The organism is Paenibacillus sp. FSL H7-0323, from assembly GCF_038002725.1.
In the GTDB taxonomy this organism is placed as follows: Bacteria; Bacillota; Bacilli; order Paenibacillales; family Paenibacillaceae; genus Paenibacillus_AQ; species Paenibacillus_AQ odorifer.
On the sequence record NZ_JBBODB010000001.1, the window covers coordinates 4,483,599 to 4,506,687 of the forward strand.

A 23,089-nucleotide genomic window follows, 5' to 3' on the forward strand; every position below is an offset into this window, starting at 1 on the left:
TATTTTTAAAAAGGATCATCCCAGCAATAGAAACTCCCACTGCTCGAGATGACCCCTTTATCATTCGTACACTTAAAACTTCTTAAACGTTAAAACGGAAATGCATTACGTCGCCGTCTTGCACCAAATATTCTTTACCTTCAAGACGTAGTTGACCACGTTCCTTCGCACCGTTCATGGAACCAGCTGCCACAAGATCCGCGTAAGCCACTACTTCAGCACGGATAAATCCGCGTTCGAAATCTGTATGAATCACACCGGCAGCTCCAGGTGCCTTGGTGCCGCGGCGAATCGTCCACGCCCGAACTTCCTGAACGCCTGCTGTGAAATACGTATACAAGCCAAGCAGTTTATAAGCCGCTTTAATCAACCGGTTAAGGCCGGATTCTTCCAGTCCCAGCTCTTCCAGGAACATAGCTTTATCTTCGCCTTCAAGCTCAGCAATTTCTGCTTCCACCTTAGCACTGATCGGAACCACTTCTGCACCTTCAGTAGCTGCAAAATCGCGAACTTGCTGTACATAAGGATTGTCCTCAGCACTTGCCACTTCATCTTCACTTACATTCGCCGCATACAGCACTGGCTTCAATGTTAACAGATGAAGATCGCGGATAATAAGCTTCTCGTCATCAGACAATTCTATACTGCGTGCAGGTTTATCTTCGTAGAGCACTTCTTTGACGCGTTCTAGCAGTTCAACTTCTTGAGCGTATTTCTTGTCGCCGCCTTTGATATTCTTACGGGAACGCTCAATCCGCTTCTCAATGCTCTCAATATCAGCAAGAATCAGCTCCAGATTAATGGTCTGGATGTCGCTGATCGGATTTACTTTTCCATCAACGTGGGTAACGTTCTCATCTTCAAAACAACGAACCACATGCACGATAGCATCTACTTCACGGATATGGGCCAGGAACTTGTTGCCTAGTCCTTCTCCTTTACTCGCACCACGCACGAGACCCGCAATATCAACAAATTCAAAAGCAGTAGGTACGGTCTTGTTCGGCTGTACCAGCTCAGTCAGTTTATCAAGACGTTCATCTGGAACTTCAACAACACCAACGTTAGGGTCAATGGTACAAAAAGGGTAGTTAGCGGATTCTGCTCCCGCTTGCGTTATCGCATTAAACAATGTGGATTTTCCTACGTTAGGAAGTCCGACGATTCCAGCTTTCAAAGCCATTTATATGACAACTCCTATTTTCAGCTAAATTGATCATCCGAATAAGCTATACGATCTAAACCATTATATATTAGAACATATTCGCCAGCAACACCGGATGTCAAGCAGATGTGTCCGAACGCGCAAGCTCTAATACCTTTTTTATCGCCGGCTGGTCCAGTAATGGCTTAGATTTATCTGGATCAACCTCCACATCAGGCACAGTCTTTACCTCTTCATTACAACTTCCATCAGAATTCAGACCCATTTCAAAGGAAAACCTGAATACATAACCGCTATTTGGCAATGCAACAACAAGCGGATCTATCCCTAGTCCATCCCCACCTGTCCTGCCGCCTACAACCGTTGCAAACCCGGTGCCTTTTGCAAAGGCTGCAAGACCTTCCGCTGATGAATACACAGAGCTATCTACCAGCAAATAGATTTTCCCTTTAAATCCAACAGATTTATTAGGAGTTACTACATCATTTATTTTTCTATATGTCTTGAACATCTTTAAAGCCTCAGATGGCAGATTAGGCAGTTGCTCATCTTTGATGCCGGAAATAGGTTGTTGCCCGGCTGTGATCTGACGTGCCTGCATAAAAGTCTCCGCATATTTGCCTCTTGTATAAAGGAAGTAAGTATTATATTCGATAGTTTTATTAATCAACAGAGGAACAATATGAATTCTCCAATAATTACTGTTTCCTCCGCCATTTCCGCGGATATCTAATATTAAGGTCTTATAGTCCTTTACCTCTATTAAAAAATCATGGATCTCGGAGCTGTCCATCTCCATGAGACTCCCGTCAAAGCTTTGCATGCCGAGATAAGCGATTCGATCGGGCTCTATAATGACTTTTTTTACATTCCCAGAAGTCTTTTTTGTTACATCTCCTACTCCATCTCCACCATTATGCATATCATTATTGAGTTCATTAGAGCTTTGCTGCTCCGCTAAAGGTTTCTGGTTGTAACGGGCCAATACGTTAGGCTGTTGAACCACGTCGATCCAAGGTTCATAACCAAAACCTGCTTGAACATAGGTATGTAGATACCAAGGATATTCCTCCTTGGATATAAAATTCGTATGCCCATTGTTTAATCTGCTAAGGACAAATCTCATTCGTCTCAAAAACTCATCATCCGATTTCACGGCTGCTATTTTATTGCGGTATTCCTCTTTTTTAGCAAGCCAATCCTCTCCATTGAGACGTTTATTCACCTCTAGGAAAGGATAGTTCTCCTCAATAATCTTCCACATATAATCAAAATCCTCTAGCCTTTTTTCTACTGTCAATGAAGGCAACGCTACTTTCGATTGTTCTTCAACTACAGCTGAAGAGGCTAGCGGTGCAACCGGACTTGCCTGGACTTGCTCAGACTCAGATTTCTTCTTTCCTGGTAAATCGCCACTGTTGCAGCTAACCAGTAATAGTAATACTACTGCGGAAACAACCACCCACGATACAGTCCTTGGCCTCACCTTAATCCCCCCTTTTCTCTCTTTATGACTTAATCCATTTTCAGGAAGTTATTTTTTAATCATATTTTCCTAATCATCCTAAATCAAATATATTTATCACAATTATTTACATAATAATTCAGTAGAACAACAAAAAAAAGACCTCTTTCGAGGTCCTCACACTTATGGACTATAGATCTTTAGACATCGTGATGTCAGTTACGATATACCCCATTTTTTTGTATAGCTCAAATGCGCGATTGTTCTGGCCGAAGACGTGCAACCCGATTTTGGTAACATTCATCTCCCGGGCTTCTTCATCGAGTGCGATCATAGCCTGCTTGCCATAACCCTTACTCTGGAACGGTTCAAAAACATAAAAATCATAAATGAAAGCCTCGCGGCCACCACGACCTTCACTTACGTTAAACCAGATATAACCCACCTGTTCATCACTGCTTATTTCTACTATGGAATATAGATAAGCACCATCTGTGTGCAGCCCTTTTGGCAAAGAGCGTGTTATAGCTTCCTCAGACAGCTTCATCGCGATCTCTGGATCCCAAGCACCGGCGCTGATCTTATCTTCCGCATAATCCCGGGTAGCTTGACCTAAGAAAAATTGAAAGGCCGACTCATCCATATGGATCAGTTTAATCATAATCTTACTCACTTCCTCGCTTCAATATTTACCATCCTATTTACGTATTAAACGGGAAGTTCCACGTAAAGTTGCTAAATCTGGAGCGCCAATACCAAACATTGCTATTTTCAGCTCCAGTTCTACCTGTGCTAATGCAGCATCCAGCGCCTCTTCAGAATCGACAGCCGGCCCTAACAGATTGCGGCCAAAGCCTGCCAGATCAGCTCCAAGTGCCAATGCTTTCGCTGCATCCACGCCATGTTTCAGTCCGCCGCTGCCAATCAAAGCGCCCTGCGGAGAAACTGCACGCACCTCTGTGATACAATCAGCTGTTGGAGTACCCCAATCCGCGAAAGCCTCCGCCGCTGCCCGCCGTATAGGATCTACACTGCGGAACTTCTCCACCTGACTCCAGGATGTCCCGCCTGCACCCGCAACATCAATAAAAGCCGCTCCTGCATTATAAAGACGTGCAGCTGCATCTCCATCAATGCCCCAGCCTACTTCTTTCACACCTACAGGGACTTCAAGTGCCCGGCATACCTTCTCTATCTGCGATAGCAAAGAGGCAAAACCAGTGTTCCCTTCCGGTTGAAAGACCTCTTGCAGGCCATTCAGATGTAGTACAAGAAAATCAGCACCTGCGATATCCACAGCCCGGCGACATTCCTCAATCCCAAAACCATAGGACAGCTGTACAGCACCAATATTGGCGATAACCGGAATATCAGGCGCTTGATCCCGCACATAAAAGGTTGCCGTAAGCTCAGAACGCTCCACTGCCGCCCGAACCGAACCTACACCCAGCGCCCAACCCCGACGCTGCGCAGCTGCGGCTAACCGGGCATTAATCGCTCCTGTAGCTGCACTGCCACCTGTCATCGAGCTGATGAGCAGCGGCGTACGCAGCTTACGATCCAAAAACGTAGTCTGCAATGATATATCGTCGAAATTCAGCTCTGGCAGAGCATTATGCTGAAATCTGTAATGTTCAAACCCTGTAGTCACACCGACGCCACCTACTTCCTCATTTAGGCAAAGGCGTACATGTTCAATTTTGCGTTCGCCTGTCTTCGATGTAGGCAATAAAGATCTTTTGTCAGAAGCCTCTGCAGCCGGTAGGTCCTTGCCATGATCTGCGCCAGACTGCCTAGTCGCATCATATGGCACGGCCTCTTCTGGCGTATGATTCATGCTGCGTTCCTCCTATTTCCAAACTCGATTTATTATAACATATCCCTACAGATGAATTTACAATATGAGGTTAGCGATTACAATTCTCCGGTTTCGTAATCATTAATTTCATAAACATCGTACTAATCGCTCAAACTCATTATAGCTAGCCGAATGTTATTTCATTACTGTTAAGGATATTTGGGCTGCTTCATTTCGCTCCACTAGGTGTTAATAGGTTGGTAATACACCGGAGCATAACAATCACAAGGAAGTGCTCTGCAATAATTTCAGGAGGAACTTCCATGAATTCAGATCGTCAGCAACCCGTTCACCCCTATAAACCTAAAGAAATAAACTACGCTCCCGGTTTAACTACGAAGAAACGTTCCGGTTCACGCCACCGTACACGGGTGTTATGGGCTTTCGTCATTCTAATCCTCTGGCTAATCGGCGTAATGACTTACCAGACGCACAAACCTTTACCCCGCGGCATTTCCTATGAAAGCCCTATATACAAAACGAATCATGTATCCTTCTGGCACGACCTGACCTATTCGGACGGTACAGCCACGGGCACTCAAGAGAGTCAGATTCTTTCGAGGATTCTACAAATTATCGAGGAGTCCAAAGAATTTTTGGTGATTGACCTCTTTCTTTTCAATGATTATACCCATAAAGATCAGTCCTTTCCTCCGGTCAGCCGAATGTTGACGGACAAGCTTATTTTACAAAAAACAACTTATCCTGAGATGGAGATCGTCTTCATTACAGATGAGGTTAATACCAATTACAACTCTGCACCCAATCATCTTCTGGAAGAATTGAAGGCTGCGGGGATTAAAGTGATTTTGACCGATGTAAATGCTCTACGCGATTCTACGCCTGCTTATTCCGCTGTCTGGCGTACCTTTATTCAATGGTTCGGCCAGTCGGGCGAAGGCCGGATTCCCAATCTTATGGCCAGCGGAGGACCGGATATTACCGCACGTTCTTATTTGAAGCTACTTAATGTGAAGGCTAACCACCGTAAGGTAGTTGTTAGTGAGAATACCGCTCTAGTCTCCTCAGGAAATATCCATGATGCCAGCGCCTATCATTCCAATATCGCTCTGGAAGTACAAGGCCCAATTATTGCTGATATTCTCCAGACGGAACAAGCCGCGGCCAATCTTTCGGATGCAGGGCCACTACTCACTTATGAGCCAGACTTCACCAAAGAGAAGGATCAGCACTCTGAAGAATCTATGGAGGTCCGCTATTTAACGGAAGGAAAGGTATATAAATATGCACGGCAAGCCCTCCAATCTGCGCAGAAGGGTGACACCATTTGGATGGGTATGTTCTACCTTGCCGATGATGCCATTCTCGATGAATTGGTAGAGGCTACCCAACGAGGGGCTACGGTAAAATTGATACTGGACCCCAATCAGAACGCCTTCGGCCGTGATAAAATCGGCATTCCTAACCGTCCAGTTGCCATGAACTTGAACAAGCGCACAAACGGAGAGATCTCTATTCGCTGGTACAATACGACCAAAGAGCAATATCATCCAAAGTTGCTCTTCATTGCCAAACAGACTGGAAGTTCCATCATTCTTGGCGGTTCCACCAATTTTACGACACGCAATCTGGATGACTACAACCTGGAGAATAATCTGTGGGTATCTGTAAAACAAGATCAGCCTCTTTATATCGAGATGGAAACCTACTTCAATCGACTGTGGAATAACGAGGACCATGAGTATACTCTGCCTCTTGAAGCTTATCAGGGGGAAGTAACTTGGTTCAAGTACATTCTGTTCCGGTTGCAGACCACCTTGGGTTTAACCACTTTTTAAAGCAAAAACCACCGCAGATGAGGGATCACACCCTCTGCGGTGGTTTTTGGGTTATAGTAACGGTGACATAAGTCGAGCAGCAGATTCCAGTATACGGATCACCATACGCTTATTCATAAATTCTTCATGCTCAATTAAGCTGGTAGATAATAAATCCCGTTCAAAATCAGCAACAATACGAGCAACGCTCTCCGTCTGAATCAGTAGTGCATTCACTTCAAAGTTAAGGTGGAAGCTGCGCATATCCATATTGGCCGTGCCAATGGTCGCTATTTCACCATCAACGATAAGCAGTTTCGAGTGGATAAATCCCTTTTCATATTCATAAATCTTCACGCCAGCTTCCAGCAACGCCGGAAAATAAGAGTGTGAAGCCAGAAACGGAATCCATTTATCCGGCTTAGCCGGGAATAACAATCGCACATCTAAACCAGAAACAGCAGCTACACGCAGTGCAGTTAAGATGTCCTCATCAGGAATAAAATATGGACTGGCAATCCACACCGATTTCTCGGCAGAAGTGATCATGGAGAAGAAAATGTTTTTGAGCGCACGACGTTCGTTATCCGGCCCACTAGCAATAATCTGTACGGCACCATCACCTGTCATAAAGCGAAGCTGCGGAGTGAGATAGTCTTGCTCCAGTATTTTTTCACCCGTAGTGTGCATCCAATCTTGCAGAAAAATAATTTGCATCGTCCGTACCGCTTCGCCTCTAACCAACATATGTGTGTCACGCCAAAACCCATAAGTCTTACTGCGGCTTAAATATTCATCGCCTACATTGAGACCCCCCATGAATCCGACATCGCCGTCGATCACAACAATCTTACGGTGATTCCGGTAATTCACACGACTGGAAAAAAAGGATGTTGAATTTCCGTACGAAGCCACCTGAACCCCGGCATCACTCATTTCCTTCAAAAAAGCTTTGGAAAGCTGAAAACTGCCAACGGCATCATACATAAATCTGACTGCAACACCGGCGCGAGCTTTATCGATCAGAATTTGTTTAATGCGTGTTCCAATGTGGTCCGCCCGGAAGATGTAATACTCCATATGAATGTGATGTTTAGCTTGACGGAGTTCCAACAATAACGTACCAAACGTCTCTTCACCATTAGTGAGGATACGTGTTTCTGATGCAAAGGAAATAGGAGTACGTGCTAAAGTCTTGGATAACAGCAGCAGTTTTTGGCGCGAGGGATCAAAGACTGACCAATCTTGGTGCGTACGTAAAGCGTCATTCTCAATTCTTTCGTAGGCCATAAGGTCTCTTTGTGCCTTTTTATCATATTTACGGCGTTTGAACACATTTTGCCCAAATAGAAAATAGAAGACCAGTCCCAGCACCGGGATCAACGCAAGCAATAAGATCCATGACATTGTTGTAGAAGGATTACGGTTCTCCATAAAAATAGCCAAGCTAATCGAAATGACTGTCAGAGTGGAGAAGATACTAATAATCGTTCCCGCAGTACTCCCAAAAATGCCGAAACCAAAATAATAAAATGCTATGAATGCCCCAATGATAATTATAGATTGAAGTCCTCTTCTCATACTCTACCTACCTTCTTATTCATACAAGCAACACGAAATTGACACATTTTATATATTACATGAAGAACACATTTCTTCCTAGCAAATTACTGTTTAAAGTCTATTTACGACAAAACTGTAACCCTTCTGTTCCGATATTTGTAATGCCTGGTTGTATAGAATATAATTATTCTGACCAGCTAGTCAATTATAGAACCGGGTAGTCAGAAAGGAGGTTAATCCTTTAATGAATGATAAAACTGTTGATAAGCAGGAGCAGATTATTAAGATTGCTATGCAGTTATTCGCTGTAAAAGGCTCCTCGTCCACATCCATGCAAGAGATAGCTGAATTATGCGGGATTTCGAAGGGCAGTTTATATCTGGTATTTAAATCAAAAGAAGAGCTGGAGCGCAGTATCTTCCTTTATTGTTATCGGATGATTCGGGATCCCTTGTTACGTGAAGAACAGGAAACCCGACGAACACCACGTGAGAAGCTTAGGAATCAGATAGAAATTCTGCTAAGTCATGTGTACGAATTACGCGAGTTCTTGCAGCGTCAAATTCAGGAGGTTGCGGGCAAAGGATTTGATACTGAAGTCCCAGACTGGCTGCGTAGAAACAACGCTTCCTTCTTAAGATGGTTCCAGGTAAAAATGGAGTTGCTCTACGGAAAAGACGTCGTTCCCTATACCGGAGATTTATGTATGATCGGACATGGTCTCATCAAATCTTATATTGCGGTTATTTTTCGTAAGGATACGCAGGTACCTATTGCCGATATGGCAGATCATCTAATGAATTTAATGGATATGATCGTGTCTGGCTTGCTTACTAGTAAACAGGCTCCGCTAATCAACTCTGCTACTTTAGCAAACTGGATGGCGGAGAATGAGGAGAACAAACGAAAAAATCCATTACAGCTCATTAAAGAAATGAAGACTGCGATCAGTAAACTAGATAGTATAGCATCCGAAGAAGCAGCCGATCTGCTGGAATCGCTCAACATTCTGGAAGGTGAAGTGCTTATCCCTCACCCGCGAAAAGCAATCATTCAGGGGATGCTGTCCAACCTCCAATCCTGCTCTGAGCTCACAGCAGAATTGGAAGAGCTGAGGAAGCTAATTGCCTCAATTCCGCACAATTCATGTGTATTTCGTTAATTGACTCTAAGAAGAGTTCGGTAGAGAGAAAGTCATGGATAGTGAGTATTATGATTTTTTATAATGGCGCCCTATTTCGTAAAGAAGAGGGCCGAGAGGAGCAGAAACGAAACTTATGAAAAGCTTAATTAATTTCTCGCTCAGGAACAAATTTGCCATTTGGCTTCTGACGATAATTATTGTGTTTGCCGGTTTATATAGCGGACTGACGATGAAGCAAGAAACCTTGCCTAATATTAGTATACCCTATCTTAGCGTAACAACCATTTATCCGGGGGCCGCACCAGAAGGCGTCGTTAATGATGTCAGCAAACCGTTGGAGCAAAAGCTCCGCAATGTGGATGGTGTAAAGACGATCACCTCCACTTCTTTGGAGAATGCCTCCAGTATCCAAATTGAATTCGATTATGGAACAAATCTGGATAATGCTACAGCAGCAGTGCGCGAATCACTAAATGAAGTCTCATTGCCAGACAATGTGCAGAAGCCTTCCATTTCCCGCTTTAGTCTTAGCTCAATGCCTGTTGTCTCCCTCAGTCTTTCTAACGGGGATACCCAGGATCTTGAGGAACTGACCCGTATTGCTGAGAACGATATTCGCCCGGCCCTGGAGGATGTTGAGGGTGTCGCTTCTATCCAAATCTCTGGTCAATACGTCAAAGAAGTATCACTCAAATTCAATCAAGATAAGCTCAATCAATATGGACTGACCGAAGATACCGTTAAAGGTATCATTCAAGGCTCTTCCCTCCGTGTTCCACTCGGACTATTCGAGATGGACAAGGCTCAAAAGGCAGTTGTCGTGGATGGCAACATCACTACCGTTGAGGATCTTAAAAATGTGACCATTCCGGTAATGCCAACTGGCGCTAACGCTGCTGGTGCTGGAGCTACTGGAGCTGCCGGCGTTGATGCTGGTGCTGCTAACGGAGCTGCTGGTGCTGGTGCTGGTGCTGGAAATGCTGCTCCTGGCGGAGCTGCAAGTATGGGACTTCCAACCGTGAAGCTCGGAGAGCTGGCCACGATTGAGGTTGTGGGCAATTCCGAATCCATCTCCCGTACAAATGGTAAAGAATCGATCGGTATTCAGATTGTCAAAGCCAATGATGCCAACACTGTTGATGTTGTAAATGGCGTTAAAGACAAAACTGAAGAATTAAAAGCACAATATAAAGGCATTGACCTTACTGTTCTACTTGACCAAGGGAAGCCCATTGAGGACTCCGTAAATACGATGTTGTCCAAAGCGGTATTTGGTGCCTTATTCGCAGTAATTATCATTTTGGTGTTCCTGAGGAATATTCGTTCGACGATTATTTCCATCATCTCTATTCCATTATCCCTGCTGATCGCAGTGCTGTGTCTGCGGCAGATGGACATTACGCTTAATATGATGACACTAGGAGCGATGACGGTCGCGATCGGGCGGGTAGTCGATGACTCGATTGTAGTCATAGAGAATATATATCGACGACTCTCCTTATCTGGTGAGAAGCTGAAGGGCAGAGAATTAATCAGTGCGGCCACACGTGAAATGTTCGTGCCTATCATGTCCTCTACAATTGTAACCATCGCGGTGTTCTTACCACTTGCTTTGGTTAGTGGTATGGTTGGTGAGCTGTTCTTGCCTTTCGCTCTAACCATGGTCTTCGCCCTGCTCGCTTCATTAGTAGTTGCGATTACCCTAGTTCCTGCAATGGCTCACTCGTTGTTCCGTAATGGATTGAAAGGTAAAAAAACTCACAGCGAGAAACCAGACAAACTTTCTGCTGGTTATCAAAAGATTCTGAACTGGTGCCTTTCTCATAAGCTCGTTACGTTTGGAGTTGCCGTTCTTCTCCTTGCAGGCAGCTTGTTCTTAATCAAACCTATTGGTGTAAGCTTTATGCCATCCCAAGAGGATAAAACCGTAATGCTTACTTATTCACCAAAGGCTGGACAACGGATTGAGGAAGTTCAAGAGCAAGGTCTGAAAGCTGAAAAATACATTTTAGCGCAGAAGCATATAGACAAAATGCAATATTCCATTGGCGGCGGAAGCCCGATGGGTATGGGTGGATCCAGCAATTCAGGACTATTTTTCATCGTTTATGATAGTGACACTCCTGATTTTGAAGCTGTTAAAGAGAAGCTTATTGAAGGTTTGACCGCAGAAGTGCCAGATGGTGTATGGGGTGACATGTCCGCTCTGATGAGTGGAGGCATGGGTGGAAGCACTCTGACCGTGAATGTATTCGGAGATGAACTGGATCAGCTGAAGCCGGTCGCGGATGAGATTGCCTCAATCGTACAGGCTGACACCACTAATTTCAAAGACGCAGAAACAAGTCTCAAGGAAGCTTATGATCAATATACGATTGTAGCGGATCAACAGAAGCTTAGCTCCCTTGGACTTACAGCCGGACAAATTGCGATGAAGCTGAGTCCAGCAGGCACACGTCCAGTGCTCACAGAAGTAGAATTGGACGGCAAGAACTACAAAGTCTATATCGAAACAGATAAAGAAACGTATAAGAGCATTAAAGAAATGGAAGAGGCTACTTTGACTTCCCCACTAGGCATCTCCGTGCCAATCGGGCAAGTCGCTAAAATTGAAAATGGCTCCTCCCCTGACTCGATTACTCGTATGGACGGTAAAATGAAGGTAGATGTTACTGCCGAAATTATTTCGAGTGACGTGAATAGCGCTTCGAACAGCGTGAAAGAAAAAATAGACGCTATGGAATTGCCTGATGGTGTAACTGTTACCTTCGGCGGTGTAACCGAGCAGATCAATGATACGTTTGGTCAATTAGGAATTGCTATGGCGGCTGCTATTGCCATCGTATACTTCGTGCTTGTGGTTACATTTGGCGGTGGATTAGCACCATTCGCTATCCTGTTCTCACTTCCTTTCACAGTGATCGGGGTACTCGTTGCCCTTCTGATCGCTGGGGAAACCTTAAACGTGTCCTCGCTCATGGGTGCGCTGATGTTGATTGGTATCGTAGTAACGAATGCGATTGTCCTTATCGACCGCGTTATTCATAAGGAAAAAGAAGGACTCACTACGCGTCAAGCCTTGCTTGAAGCAGGTGGCACACGTTTACGTCCAATCCTGATGACTGCACTTGCAACGATCGGTGCATTGCTGCCATTGGTTACTGGACTTGAAAACAGTGCTGGAATTATCTCTAAGGGGCTCGGTGTGACCGTAATCGGTGGTTTGGTCAGTTCCACGCTGCTGACACTTGTAGTAGTGCCAGTCGTGTATGAATTCTTGATGAAATTCCGCAGCAAAAAGGTAATTGATTAGAACTATGATGTGAACAAGTAAATAGGCTCAAACGAGAGGCTGTCTCCAAAGTAGTGAATTCTACTTATGAGGCAGCTTCTTTTTTTTAGTAAAAGGCTGCACAGCGGATTCTTGCCTTAGCCAATAGACTGTGTGCTGTGCCAATTGTTCAACGCCATTAGGTTGGGTGGTGAGTAGGGAGAGTTGAGCGGTGAAAAATACGTGATGAGTGATAGCTGATGTACTGTGGGTGCTGTATGATATGCGGTGGACGAAGTACCGTGGGTGATGTGCGGAGTGGATCTTAAACTAATTAGGGCGAAAATCCCTGAAAAAAGCCAATATTCGCTCTAAATGAACGAAATTAGGGAATTCCTCCCTGATAATAAGGGGGATTTCTTTAATTACCGCCGAATCAGCTATATTTTAGGGAGGTTTTCCCTAATTATTAGTCTAATGACCAGAAACTCTAGAATTTCAGGGAGAAATTGCCCAATTATTCTATCGGCGCTTGAGTTAGGCAACAATAAGGCGCTTCGGTTGGTACTTCAATTACTACTTCAGTTGGTGCTTCAGCCTCTACTTCTATCGGAGTTTAATTAGATCATCACTAGGATGCTTCCCACGGTACTTCTATTTGTGCTTCTACAGAGCTTCTATTAAAGCTTCATATCTACTTGACCAGCACGCAAAAGCCCGACCTATCAATTAGGCCGGGCTTTCTAATATTAAATGCTTGTAGCTGCACTGCTCTCCAATGAAGCTCTCCAGGAACGAAGCATTTGCAGATCAAGTGGCAGAAATTCCTCAAGCATATGTGAGAGGCCTAGATATAGCGGACTATCCGTTGCTGCATTCAGTTTCTGACAGAACTGCGGTGTCCATTGCAGTAGATGCTTTTCCAAAAAGGACTCCTGAATATCAAGCAGCTCCATAGCACTTCTTATTGAAAAGCTATTGTAAAGCATACGCTCATGCATGACTGCCATAAATTCGAGCTCAATAGCAATATGATCATCGGCTTCACCATTACACTTATTGAATACAATTCCAGCGGAGGTGTACACATCCGCAAGCACGTTACAGAAATCCTCCGAGCGTCCTAAAATCGCTGCTTCGCGCAATTTAAAAGAACTAACGGACTGTTCTTGCATAAGCCGTTTATATTCTTTGCTCTCTTTCTCGCATATCATTGGCAGCTTGTTCGGTTCCTGACTCAAATAGCGCTTCAGCTCCCGACCGCCTTCCGTCATCTCAGCCGCTACACTCATCTGGCGATTGCGGCTCCATTGAGCCACTAGAGAGAGTGATGGTTTTCTACCCAAAAAATCCACTAAAAGCTGATATATTAATCCCCGACTTTCCAACCAACGGCTAAAAGCCTCCGGAACGGTGAGCGATGGAACAGTATGTGTACTCATTTTGCAAATCCTCCTCAATGGTTTCCCGGTCACTCTCCGTCACATTACCGACGTGCGGTTTCCGGTATCCTATCTGTTTTCGCAAAAGTGAACGTTAAAACTAATCCGCACCTAGATTATATCGGATATTAAAAGCGCTTTCCGTGAGCATTCTATGTCTAAAAACTTTATTTGTCGTACTTTTGTCACACTTTCCGTTGTTCAATATGCGTTATCTTCTTATCTAGTTTGTCCAGTTTTATGTAATGAAACCCTGTCGTCCAGAACTTTGCTCATTGACGTGAATCCAAGCGATCTTTAAAATTCTAAACAAGTATAAACAACTTTGCGTTCTGTCCTATTAGGGACGTTATGCGTGTATACGAGAAAGTATAAGAGCAATTTATCAGCCAGATTTAAAGGAAGGGAGCAACGCCATGGAGCCGCTGACGGACCCTTTTGGACGTTTACACGATTACATCCGCATTTCGGTTACCGACCGCTGCAACCTGCGTTGCATCTATTGTATGCCAGCGGAAGGGATGCAATTCCAACCGCAGGACGAGATTCTGAGTTACGAGGAAATTACCGCAGTCGTTAAGTCGCTAGCCCCTCTTGGATTACGTAAAGTACGACTAACTGGTGGAGAACCTCTTGTCCGCAAAGATCTGGAAAAGCTTGTTGCTATGATATCTGCGATCCCAGGTATAGAAGATATTTCGCTGACTACAAATGGTTTAATGCTTCCAGCCAAAGCAGCACAGCTAAAAGAAGCCGGTCTGTCACGGGTAAACATCAGCCTAGACTCCTTACGGCAGGATCGATTTTCTATGATTACTCGTGGCGGCGAAGTCGCCAAGGTATTAAAGGGGATCGAGGCCGCACAAGCCGCCGGACTTCAACCGATAAAGCTTAACGTTGTATTGATGAAAGGAATTAATGACGACGAAATCAAAGACTTCATCTCCCTTACGCTGGAGAGTCCTCTAAATGTACGCTTTATAGAATACATGCCGATTGGCAGTGCTACTGATGCTTGGCGCCAAACTTATCTGCCTCTGGAAAGGGTTGTAGAAGCTTGTACTGAGGCTGGTTGGGAAACGGAAGCGGCAGAAATGCCCTCCGGGAATGGCCCTTCCCAGAATCGGCGGGTTGTCGGAGCCCTTGGTACATTCGGCCTGATTCATCCGGTGAGCGAGCACTTCTGCGATAATTGCAACCGCCTGAGACTTACCGCAGATGGGCACATCAAAGCTTGCCTGTATTGGGCAGATGAATACAATGTCCGTCCTTTAATAAGCGATCCTGCTGCTGTGCAGGCCTTATTCCGGAAAGCGCTGGGCAACAAACCCCATAATCATGAAATGGCCTTAGCTCTGGAGAAAAAAGCACAGAGCCACACGCCGACAGCTCGGCGCATGTCTCAAATTGGTGGATAAACGTCCATCCCGGTATTATAGTTCCTCTTTTGATTGCATAAATACAAAAACGCCGCTTTCCCACTGAACAATCTGGGAAAGCGGCGTTGTGCTTAAAGCTTAGCGATGAGCTATTCAATCACTATTAGAGAGATAGAGCTTCGAGCAGCTTAGAAATAGTCGCCGCCGCCTCGGCTCTTGTAGCCTTTTTCTCAGGACGGAAGGTATTGTCTTCGAATCCACCCAGAATACCGGCTTCAGCTGTTTTTCACATACAGCAAGTTTATTTCATTCGTACTGGCAAGCTCACCTTGAACGCTGTCCCATCCCCCGGGCGACTATTTGCAGTTACCTTACCTTCATGCAGCTCAACGATTTTTTTAACCAATGACAGACCTAGTCCACTACCGCCACCACTTGCGGTTCTAGCTTTATCTGCCTTATAGAAACGCTCGAAGATCCGAGGCAGATCTTCCTCCGAGATGCCAATCCCGCTATCTTGAATCTCCACCTCTACCTGCTCATCGACCATGCGAAGGCTAATATGGATGCAACCGTTCTGCGGAGTAAACTTGATACTGTTATGCAGCAGATTAGTCCAAACCTGACTCATTAAATCTTTTACAGCAGATACATTCACTTCTTCCAGTTCAGCCTCTACCTCTATTTTTTTCTCCAACCACTGTGGTTCAGAAGCCAGAATCGTATCTCTAAGCTGCTTATCCAGGCGGTAAATCTGATTTTCAAACGGAAAATTGCCCGATTCAAGCGCGGACAGCTTCAATAAATTATCACTAAGCCCAGATACACGGGTACTCTCAGCCACTATAATATTAAGGTAGTGCCTCCTGCTCTTCACACTCAGAGTTTCATCCTGCAGTGCAAGAGCAAACCCCCGAATAGAGGTTAGCGGAGATTGAATTTCATGCGATACATTAGAGATAAAATCCTGACGCATGGTCTCCATCTGGCTCAGTTCGCTGGCCATTACGTTGATACTCTCTACAATCTCACCGAAATCACCGTAGTCCTTAGTATTATCCAGTACCACATTGAAATCGCCCTTAGCAATCCGCCCTAAACCTTCGATAATCGATTTATAAAAAACACGTTCCCAGCCCCGGAATAACTTGGAGGTTACCAATGCCATCAAAAACAAAATCACAATTCCGACCATCACGCCGATTAACTGGGTCAAATACTCCGAAGAGGGGCGTCCAACCCTGCCATATATCCAGTTCATCAAGAAATAAGCTGCACTCCAGCTAATCCCAACACCACCGAAGTAAATAAAAGTCATCCCAATCCGCTTAAGAAGCTCCTTAAACCGGTTCATGCCTCTGCCTCCAGCCGATAGCCTAATCCGCGGATGGTACGAATAACAAACCCGTATTTATCAGGAGCGAACCGTTCGCGTAAACGGTTGATATGCACATCGAGCGTCCGCTCATTCCCTTCAAAATCATAACCCCATATCTCTTCGATTAGCCTGTCTCTAGTCAATGTCTGCCCCGGATAGCTGCCCAGCTTAAATAACAGTTCAAATTCCTTAAGCGGCAAGGTGACTTCTCCATACGCTGAGGATACCTCGTAGGTTTTACGATTCATTCTCAGCCGGCCAATCCCCACACTTTGTGCAGCAGAGATTTGGTAACGTTTGAGCAGCGCCTTTACTCGCGCAATAAGCACCACTGGCTCAAAGGGTTTGACGAGATAGTCATCACTTCCCAGCTCAAAGCCCTTCACAATTTGTGAGGTCTCTCCCTTAGCCGTCAGCATCAATATCGGAAAATCATAGGTTTGGCGCATCTTCCGGCACAGCTCCCAGCCATCCAAATTGGGCATCATCACATCAATAATGGCTAAGTCTATGTTATGGCTCTCCAGAATCTGAAGAGCCTCCAGTCCATCAGAAGCTCCATAGATGTCATCCATCCCCTCAGCTCTCAGAAACACTTCTACCAATTCGCGGATGTGCGGATCGTCGTCCGCTACTAGTATTTTTGTCATGTATCACTGGAGCCTCCTCTTTATTGTCTTGAATCTCAAGGTTATTCATCTGCAGCTGCTGGGTGGCAAATTCACGATATAGCTCATGGTTTTCCAGCAGTTCTTCATGTCTTCCCATCCCGGTAATCTGGCCCTTTTCCATAAAAATAATCTGCTCAGCATTTACAACAGTAGCCAAACGGTGCGCAATTACAATCGTAGTCCGGCCCTTCATCAAATTGGACAGTGCCTTCTGCACTACGGCCTCTGATTGGCTATCCAGACTGGAGGTCGCCTCATCAAGCATAAGAATCTTTGGATTCCGCAGCAGCGCTCTAGCAATAGCAATCCGTTGCCGCTGTCCACCCGAGAGCTTCACACCTCTCTCACCGACATCCGTATTATATCCTTCAGGAAGCTCATCGATAAAGCCATCTGCATAAGCCATTGCTGCTGCTGCGCGCATCTCCTCCATGCTAACGTCTCGATCCAATCCATAGGTTAAATTCTCAGCAATCGTACCTGCCAACAATGGGCTTTCCTGTGAGACGTACCCGATCAGTTTCCGCCATGAGCGTAATGAGAAGGTTGACACTGGTTTATCGCCTAGCTTAACCATACCTTTCTGAGGCTCATAGAATCGTTCGAGCAGTGAAAATAATGTAGTCTTGCCTCCCCCGCTCGGTCCAACAATAGCCGTCACCTGACCCGGAAGCATCCGGAAGCTTACATCGGTTAGCACATTCTCACCATTTTTATATCCAAAGCTTAGATCTTCTACCGAGATAGGACCCTCTGCACCGTTCGCCTCTTCCTGGCCCTCATATACCTCCTCTTCTGCTGCCAGGGTTTCAATAATGCGCTCTGATGCCCCTTTAGCTTTCTGAATCTGTGTAAAGAACGTGGTCAATTGAGTAAGCGGCATAATAATCTGAATAAGATACAGGATAAAGGCTACCAGCTCTCCAGCTGTCAAAGCCCCGGAAGATACCTGCATTCCGCCATAACCGATAATGACCACAAGTAACATCATAAAGACAAAAGAGACCAGTGGGCTGATCATAGCGCTGATTTTGCCTTCACGAATACCAAAGGAGAGCAGGTTCATAATTCCGGTTTTGCCTGCTTCGTACTCTTTTTTCTCTGCACCCGAGGATTTCACCAGACGGATCTCTGACAATACACCACTAAGTGTGGCGGTAAAAGAAGCTGTTTCGTCCTGCATGCCTTTGGAGATTTTGTACATCTGCCGTCCAAGTGGCACCAAAATCAACGCAGATAGTGGAAGAACGGTGAACAGAACAAGGGTCATCTTCCAGTTTAAAAATAACAGCACAGCAATGGAGCCCACAATGGAAATCACTCCGGTAAATAAGCTGGCCAGATGTTCAGAGATCAGCGTTTTGATGATCCCTGTATCATTCGTCATCCGGCTGACGCTTTCTCCTGTCCGATTATCATTGTAATAAGCTACTGGCAACACTAAAAATTTACGCCATAACCGGTCACGAAGACCTGCAACCATCTTCTGGCCTACATAATTCAGCAGATAGATAGAGATTCCCCCGGCGATCGTCTGCGCGATAAAAGCACCCGCTATGCCTGCAATTTGCAGCTTGCTGACAGAAGCCAAAGAAAAGCCATCCACCAGATTTTTGGTAAACATTGGGATCACCAGACTAACCAATGTCGAGATCATGCTTAGTGCAATGGCTATTGCCAATAAGCCGTATGAAGGCTTGGTTTCTTTTAATAATGTGAGGAATGGCTTCAGCGCCGTTTTCCCCTTAGCTTCGGATTTTTTCATGCAAAAACTCCCCTTTTCTTGGTGAATCTGCGAGAAGAATGTATCTTCTCTGTTTCGCTTAACCCCATCCTAGCCCTGAATTGTAAACTGAAGTTAAACCCATTGATTCTCTTTTATACAAACGTAGATAGGGTAATCCTCAGGTATATTCCTAGTAAGGAAGAGCAAACGCCTAACATTTCTGCCACCTGCAAACTTGTTATATGCGTTTTTTGTCACTTAGCGGATCAAATTTAAATAAACGTTAAAAAAATGTAAAAAAGTAAAAAAGGAAGTTTGTATCCCTTTTCAACACGTGTTACAGTGATAGAAGGGCCTAATATTGGTCAGTATATCCATGCAAGACATCTAGTGGGAAAGGAGTGACGCATTTGCGGAAAGGCGTTAACTATCCATCTTCTTTCACGTCTTTAAAATGGTTCAATTTTTTTGTATACGGAACCATGGTCCTCTTCTCCAGCTTCTTTCAACTATACCTGCTGGATGTAGGGATGAACAAATTAGAGATCGGTGCCGTATTTTCTATGGGTGCGCTAGTATCCATCTTTGCAAATCCATTCTGGGCAATCTGGACTGACCGATACCAGAATATCCGGAGAATCGTTTTGCTTATGTTAATCGGAACGTTAGTGTTATCCCAGCTTATGTTTCGGGCAAATACATATGAGATGATCTACATCTCCATTCTTTTGTTCTATTTCTTCCAAGGACCGTTATTTGCTCAGAGCAATACGATGATTCTCAGCTATATTGACGGAACTAACTATCGCTTCCGTTCTTTTCGGCTTTGGGGTTCATTGGGGTGGGCACTAATTGCAATTGCCGCCGGATTGGTCCTTGATTGGGCTGGTGTATCTATCTTGTCCTATCTGTTTGCAGGCTTACTATGTGCATCAATGTTATCCATTCTTGCATTACCGAAACTTAACCATACCATTGGCATGGCTCCTATGCCGTATAGAGGCTTCAGCAAACTAATTTATAATCCCTTTTTCTTGTGTTTCATATTGTTTGGTATCCTAGTTTCCATACCGAACACCATGAACACTACATTCATGTCTTTGTATATTACGGACCTAGGCGGCTCCAAGGGAATGATTGGTCTCGCAGTATTCCTCTCCTCTATTTTGGAAGTGGGTGTATTTGTTCTCTGCGACCGATTCCTTAAACGTAAAATATCTGTTCTGCTCGGCTGGCTTGCGCTGGTTAGCGCTTTATTCGTACTACGATGGTGGTTCATGGCGGACGCGACTACAGCCCTCCAAGTAGTGCTCATTCAAATTTTACACTGCATAACATTTGGTGGTTTCTTCTATGTAGGCACTCAACTGACCATGCTTCTTATTCCAAGACCTTACCGTGCTTCAGGACAAGCGCTCTACACACTGACTTGGAGCGGTATAGCCGGTATTGTTGGAGGAGTTCTCGGCGGGTGGATGTATCAAAATCTAGGGGCACAGAGCATGTATCAAGCGGGTGTCTTCTTGACACTGTTTGGAACGCTAGGCTTTACTTTCATGTGGCTCTTTGTAAACCGTGGAGGCTACCGGCCCCCTACAGAGGATGAGGAAGAACTCTCTCACATCGAAATATTATAAGCGAAAATATAAAAAACAGGCTCAAACGTACCTAAACGGGACGTTTGAGCCTGTTTTATTATAAAGAACCTGAACGAATCAAGTGTTAGCCTTGTTTTGGAGGCTGAAATGAACTCTTCAGTGAAACGATAAGATTGAATACGAGATGCCCAGGCGCCGAATATTTGCTATCTACATTAAAATAGCCATGACGGAAGAACTGGAATTTATCCTGAGCCACACTGTCCTTAAGCGCGGGTTCCACAAAACCTTGTAAGATTTCAATGGATTTAGGATTAAGCTGATCCAAGAAGCTAGGCTCCGCTTTCTCTACCGTGGAATCCAGACCTTCAACTTCTGCAGCTTCATCTACTTCTTCAGCAGAAATCAGTGGCTCGTATAAACGGAATTCTGCAGGCACAGCTTGACTAGCTTCTACCCAGTGCAGAGTACCTTTTACCTTACGGCCTGTAAATCCACTGCCACTCTTTGTTTCCGGATCATACGTACAATGCAGTTCAACAACCTCGCCATTCTCATCTTTAATGACTTCATTACATTTGATGAAATAAGCATGCTTCAGGCGTACTTCATTGCCGGGGAACAAGCGGAAATATTTATTGGGCGGATTCTCCATAAAGTCGTCGCGCTCAACATAAATCTCACGAGAGAACGGAATTTGGCGTACACCCATTTCTTCATTCTCTGTATTATTCTCCGCTTCAAGCCATTCTGTTTGGCCTTCCGGATAATTGGTGATAACAACCTTAAGCGGACGAAGTATAGCCATGGTGCGAGGCACAGTTAACTTAAGGTCTTCCCGGATAAAGTGCTCCAGCATTTGCAGGTCCACTAGACCCTGACTCTTGGAGATCCCTGCTTCGTACACGAATTTACGAATCGCTTCCGGCGTATATCCTCTGCGGCGCAGGCCGGAGATCGTTGGCATCCGCGGATCGTCCCAGCCATCCACATGTTTTTCGTCTACCAGCAGCTTCAGCTTACGTTTACTAGTCATGGTTTGAGCGAGATTCAGACGGCCGAATTCATATTGATGCGGAACAGAAGGCATCTCACATTCCGCTACGACCCAATCATAAAATGGGCGTTGATCTTCAAACTCAAGCGAACAAAGGGAGTGAGTTACTCCTTCAATAGCGTCCTCAAGTGGATGAGCGAACGTGTACATCGGGTAGATGCACCATTTATCCCCTGTATTATGGTGATGCGCATGAGTAATCCGATAGATGACAGGATCACGCAGATTAATATTTGGTGATGCCATATCGATCTTGGCACGAAGAACCTTCTCACCATCTTTGAATTCCCCTGCCCGCATACGGCGGAACAGATCCAAATTCTCTTCGATGCTGCGCTCACGATGTGGGCTGTTCTGTCCTGGCTCCGTCAGCGTTCCCCGCAATTGGCGAATTTCATCCGCGCTGAGGTCATCTACATAAGCTTTACCTTTAGTAATTAATAATTCGGCACGTTTGTACATTTCCTCAAAATAATCCGATGCAAAACGCAGCTCTTCCCATTCATAGCCCAGCCACTTTACATCTTCCTGAATGGAGTTCACATATTCCGTATCTTCTTTGGCAGGATTCGTGTCGTCAAATCTTAGGTTAGTCTTGCCACCGAACTCGTCCGCCAGTGTAAAGTTAATCCAAATCGCCTTGGCATGTCCGATATGTAAGTAACCGTTCGGCTCCGGCGGAAAGCGTGTGACAACTTCTTTTACTTTACCCGTACGGAGGTCTTCGGTAATAACATTTTTAATAAAATTGGAGGGGGTAGTACGGTTCTCCACAGCTATCAACCTTTCGTTCTGTAGTGTTACACTACTTCTTGTATAAACATGTTTCCTACTAATATACCCGTTAACTGTAGATTGTTCAATAAAAGGGGGCACATGGCCTGTATCAATTTTTAGCATCTTTAGACCTTTTGACTTCTCTGCGGGCGATAGAGTAGCATGATAATCATAAGAAAAAATCCATAATCATACATAAGGCCTTGTGCCGAAAAGGAGGCAACCGCTTGTTTAATTATGTCATCGACGAAGAGCTTATCTTAAAGCCACTCATGCCTGAGCATGCTAGGCACATATTCGCGTTAGTGGAGCGCTCGCGGGAACGACTTAGGCAATGGCTTCCTTGGGTTGATGCCGTTACGGAACAGGATCACACCCTTAATTTCATTAAAAATGCTATAAAACAAGGCACCGACAATGGCGCCTTCACTGCTGGACTTTGGGTCCGCGGCGAGCTCGCTGGCGTCATTGGGTATCACCAGATTGACTGGCATAACCGTTCCGTAGGGATTGGTTATTGGCTTGGTGATGGATATGAAGGCAAAGGTTATATGACCAGTGCCTGCCGAGTTCTAGTAGACTACGCCCTGCTGGAAATGGAGCTGCAGCGGGTAGAAATTCGCTGCGCAACCGCCAACGTAACTAGCCGGGCAATTCCTGAACGGCTTGGTTTTGTGCTCGAAGGTGTGATCAGACAGGCAGAAAAGCTGCCCGATGGCTACGTGAATCACGCCGTATATGGTTTATTACGTAGTGAGTGGCAGCTGCTCGGCTAAGTTACTTAAGCAAAGCAAAGTTAAACAAACACGCAAGCAGA

General features: G+C 45.1%; 17 protein-coding genes. 6 read left to right on the top strand and 11 right to left on the bottom strand.

Annotation, left to right across the window (positions count from 1 at the left end; translation table 11 throughout):
* Positions 1–82: 82 nt before the first annotated feature.
* The 4 genes from ychF to fni form a co-directional block, all read right to left on the bottom strand.
* Positions 83–1,183, bottom strand: coding sequence for a redox-regulated ATPase YchF (gene ychF / locus MHH89_RS20335; RefSeq protein ID WP_036681604.1), 1,101 nt, complete (start codon positions 1,181–1,183; stop codon positions 83–85).
* A 100-nt stretch (positions 1,184–1,283) separates the two neighbouring features.
* Complete coding sequence (locus MHH89_RS20340; RefSeq protein ID WP_340011515.1) at positions 1,284–2,651, bottom strand: S41 family peptidase; 1,368 nt, start codon at positions 2,649–2,651, stop codon at positions 1,284–1,286.
* Positions 2,652–2,820: 169 nt separating this feature from the next.
* Positions 2,821–3,291 (bottom strand): GNAT family N-acetyltransferase, encoded by a 471-nt coding sequence (locus tag MHH89_RS20345; RefSeq protein ID WP_232061473.1) that lies wholly within the window; start codon positions 3,289–3,291, stop codon positions 2,821–2,823.
* 36 nt (positions 3,292–3,327) lie between these two features.
* Positions 3,328–4,467, bottom strand: coding sequence for a type 2 isopentenyl-diphosphate Delta-isomerase (gene fni, locus MHH89_RS20350; protein ID WP_081383175.1), 1,140 nt, complete (start codon positions 4,465–4,467; stop codon positions 3,328–3,330).
* Positions 4,468–4,751: 284 nt separating this feature from the next.
* Between fni and MHH89_RS20355 the strand changes: the two genes are divergently transcribed.
* A complete protein-coding gene (locus tag MHH89_RS20355; RefSeq protein WP_081383176.1) occupies positions 4,752–6,287 on the top strand; it encodes a phospholipase D family protein in 1,536 nt (511 codons plus the stop codon).
* 51 nt (positions 6,288–6,338) lie between these two features.
* Here the strand turns inward: MHH89_RS20355 and cls are convergent, their stop codons facing one another.
* Complete coding sequence (gene cls, locus MHH89_RS20360) at positions 6,339–7,847, bottom strand: cardiolipin synthase (RefSeq protein WP_076123942.1); 1,509 nt, start codon at positions 7,845–7,847, stop codon at positions 6,339–6,341.
* Positions 7,848–8,073: 226 nt separating this feature from the next.
* On the opposite strand from cls, the gene MHH89_RS20365 reads away from it, so the two are divergent.
* Complete coding sequence (locus MHH89_RS20365; RefSeq protein ID WP_076276923.1) at positions 8,074–8,991, top strand: TetR/AcrR family transcriptional regulator; 918 nt, start codon at positions 8,074–8,076, stop codon at positions 8,989–8,991.
* Positions 8,992–9,106: 115 nt separating this feature from the next.
* A complete protein-coding gene (locus MHH89_RS20370) occupies positions 9,107–12,286 on the top strand; it encodes an efflux RND transporter permease subunit (RefSeq protein ID WP_076282406.1) in 3,180 nt (1,059 codons plus the stop codon).
* Between the two features lie 707 nt (positions 12,287–12,993).
* Here MHH89_RS20370 and MHH89_RS20375 read toward each other — a convergent pair.
* Positions 12,994–13,686: a TorD/DmsD family molecular chaperone gene (locus tag MHH89_RS20375; RefSeq protein WP_076123947.1), complete on the bottom strand. Its 693-nt coding sequence runs from the start codon at positions 13,684–13,686 to the stop codon at positions 12,994–12,996.
* Positions 13,687–14,102: 416 nt separating this feature from the next.
* On the opposite strand from MHH89_RS20375, the gene moaA reads away from it, so the two are divergent.
* Positions 14,103–15,104, top strand: coding sequence for a GTP 3',8-cyclase MoaA (gene moaA, locus MHH89_RS20380; protein ID WP_076192346.1), 1,002 nt, complete (start codon positions 14,103–14,105; stop codon positions 15,102–15,104).
* A 124-nt stretch (positions 15,105–15,228) separates the two neighbouring features.
* Here the strand turns inward: moaA and MHH89_RS31365 are convergent, their stop codons facing one another.
* Genes MHH89_RS31365 through MHH89_RS20395 form a run of 4 tightly spaced genes read right to left on the bottom strand, consistent with a single transcriptional unit; the run spans position 15,229 to position 18,879 of the window.
* Positions 15,229–15,333, bottom strand: coding sequence for an S-layer homology domain-containing protein (locus tag MHH89_RS31365; protein ID WP_081383200.1), 105 nt, complete (start codon positions 15,331–15,333; stop codon positions 15,229–15,231).
* Between the two features lie 33 nt (positions 15,334–15,366).
* Positions 15,367–16,419, bottom strand: a complete 1,053-nt coding sequence (locus MHH89_RS20385; RefSeq protein ID WP_076192343.1) for a HAMP domain-containing sensor histidine kinase — start codon at positions 16,417–16,419, stop codon at positions 15,367–15,369.
* On the bottom strand, positions 16,416–17,093 hold the full coding sequence (locus MHH89_RS20390) for a response regulator transcription factor (RefSeq protein WP_076123953.1): 678 nt from the start codon (positions 17,091–17,093) through the stop codon (positions 16,416–16,418). Before MHH89_RS20390 ends, MHH89_RS20385 begins: the two co-directional genes overlap by 4 nt.
* Positions 17,023–18,879, bottom strand: a complete 1,857-nt coding sequence (locus MHH89_RS20395; RefSeq protein WP_341087995.1) for an ABC transporter ATP-binding protein — start codon at positions 18,877–18,879, stop codon at positions 17,023–17,025. Before MHH89_RS20395 ends, MHH89_RS20390 begins: the two co-directional genes overlap by 71 nt.
* 362 nt (positions 18,880–19,241) lie before the next feature.
* On the opposite strand from MHH89_RS20395, the gene MHH89_RS20400 reads away from it, so the two are divergent.
* Positions 19,242–20,477: an MFS transporter gene (locus MHH89_RS20400; protein ID WP_305953522.1), complete on the top strand. Its 1,236-nt coding sequence runs from the start codon at positions 19,242–19,244 to the stop codon at positions 20,475–20,477.
* An 85-nt stretch (positions 20,478–20,562) separates the two neighbouring features.
* Here the strand turns inward: MHH89_RS20400 and MHH89_RS20405 are convergent, their stop codons facing one another.
* On the bottom strand, positions 20,563–22,269 hold the full coding sequence (locus MHH89_RS20405) for a glutamine--tRNA ligase/YqeY domain fusion protein (RefSeq protein WP_038574952.1): 1,707 nt from the start codon (positions 22,267–22,269) through the stop codon (positions 20,563–20,565).
* A 230-nt stretch (positions 22,270–22,499) separates the two neighbouring features.
* On the opposite strand from MHH89_RS20405, the gene MHH89_RS20410 reads away from it, so the two are divergent.
* Positions 22,500–23,048 carry a GNAT family N-acetyltransferase gene (locus tag MHH89_RS20410; protein WP_036681941.1) on the top strand — a complete coding sequence of 183 codons (549 nt, stop codon included), beginning with the start codon at positions 22,500–22,502 and terminating at the stop codon, positions 23,046–23,048.
* The last annotated feature ends 41 nt before the right edge of the window (positions 23,049–23,089 follow it).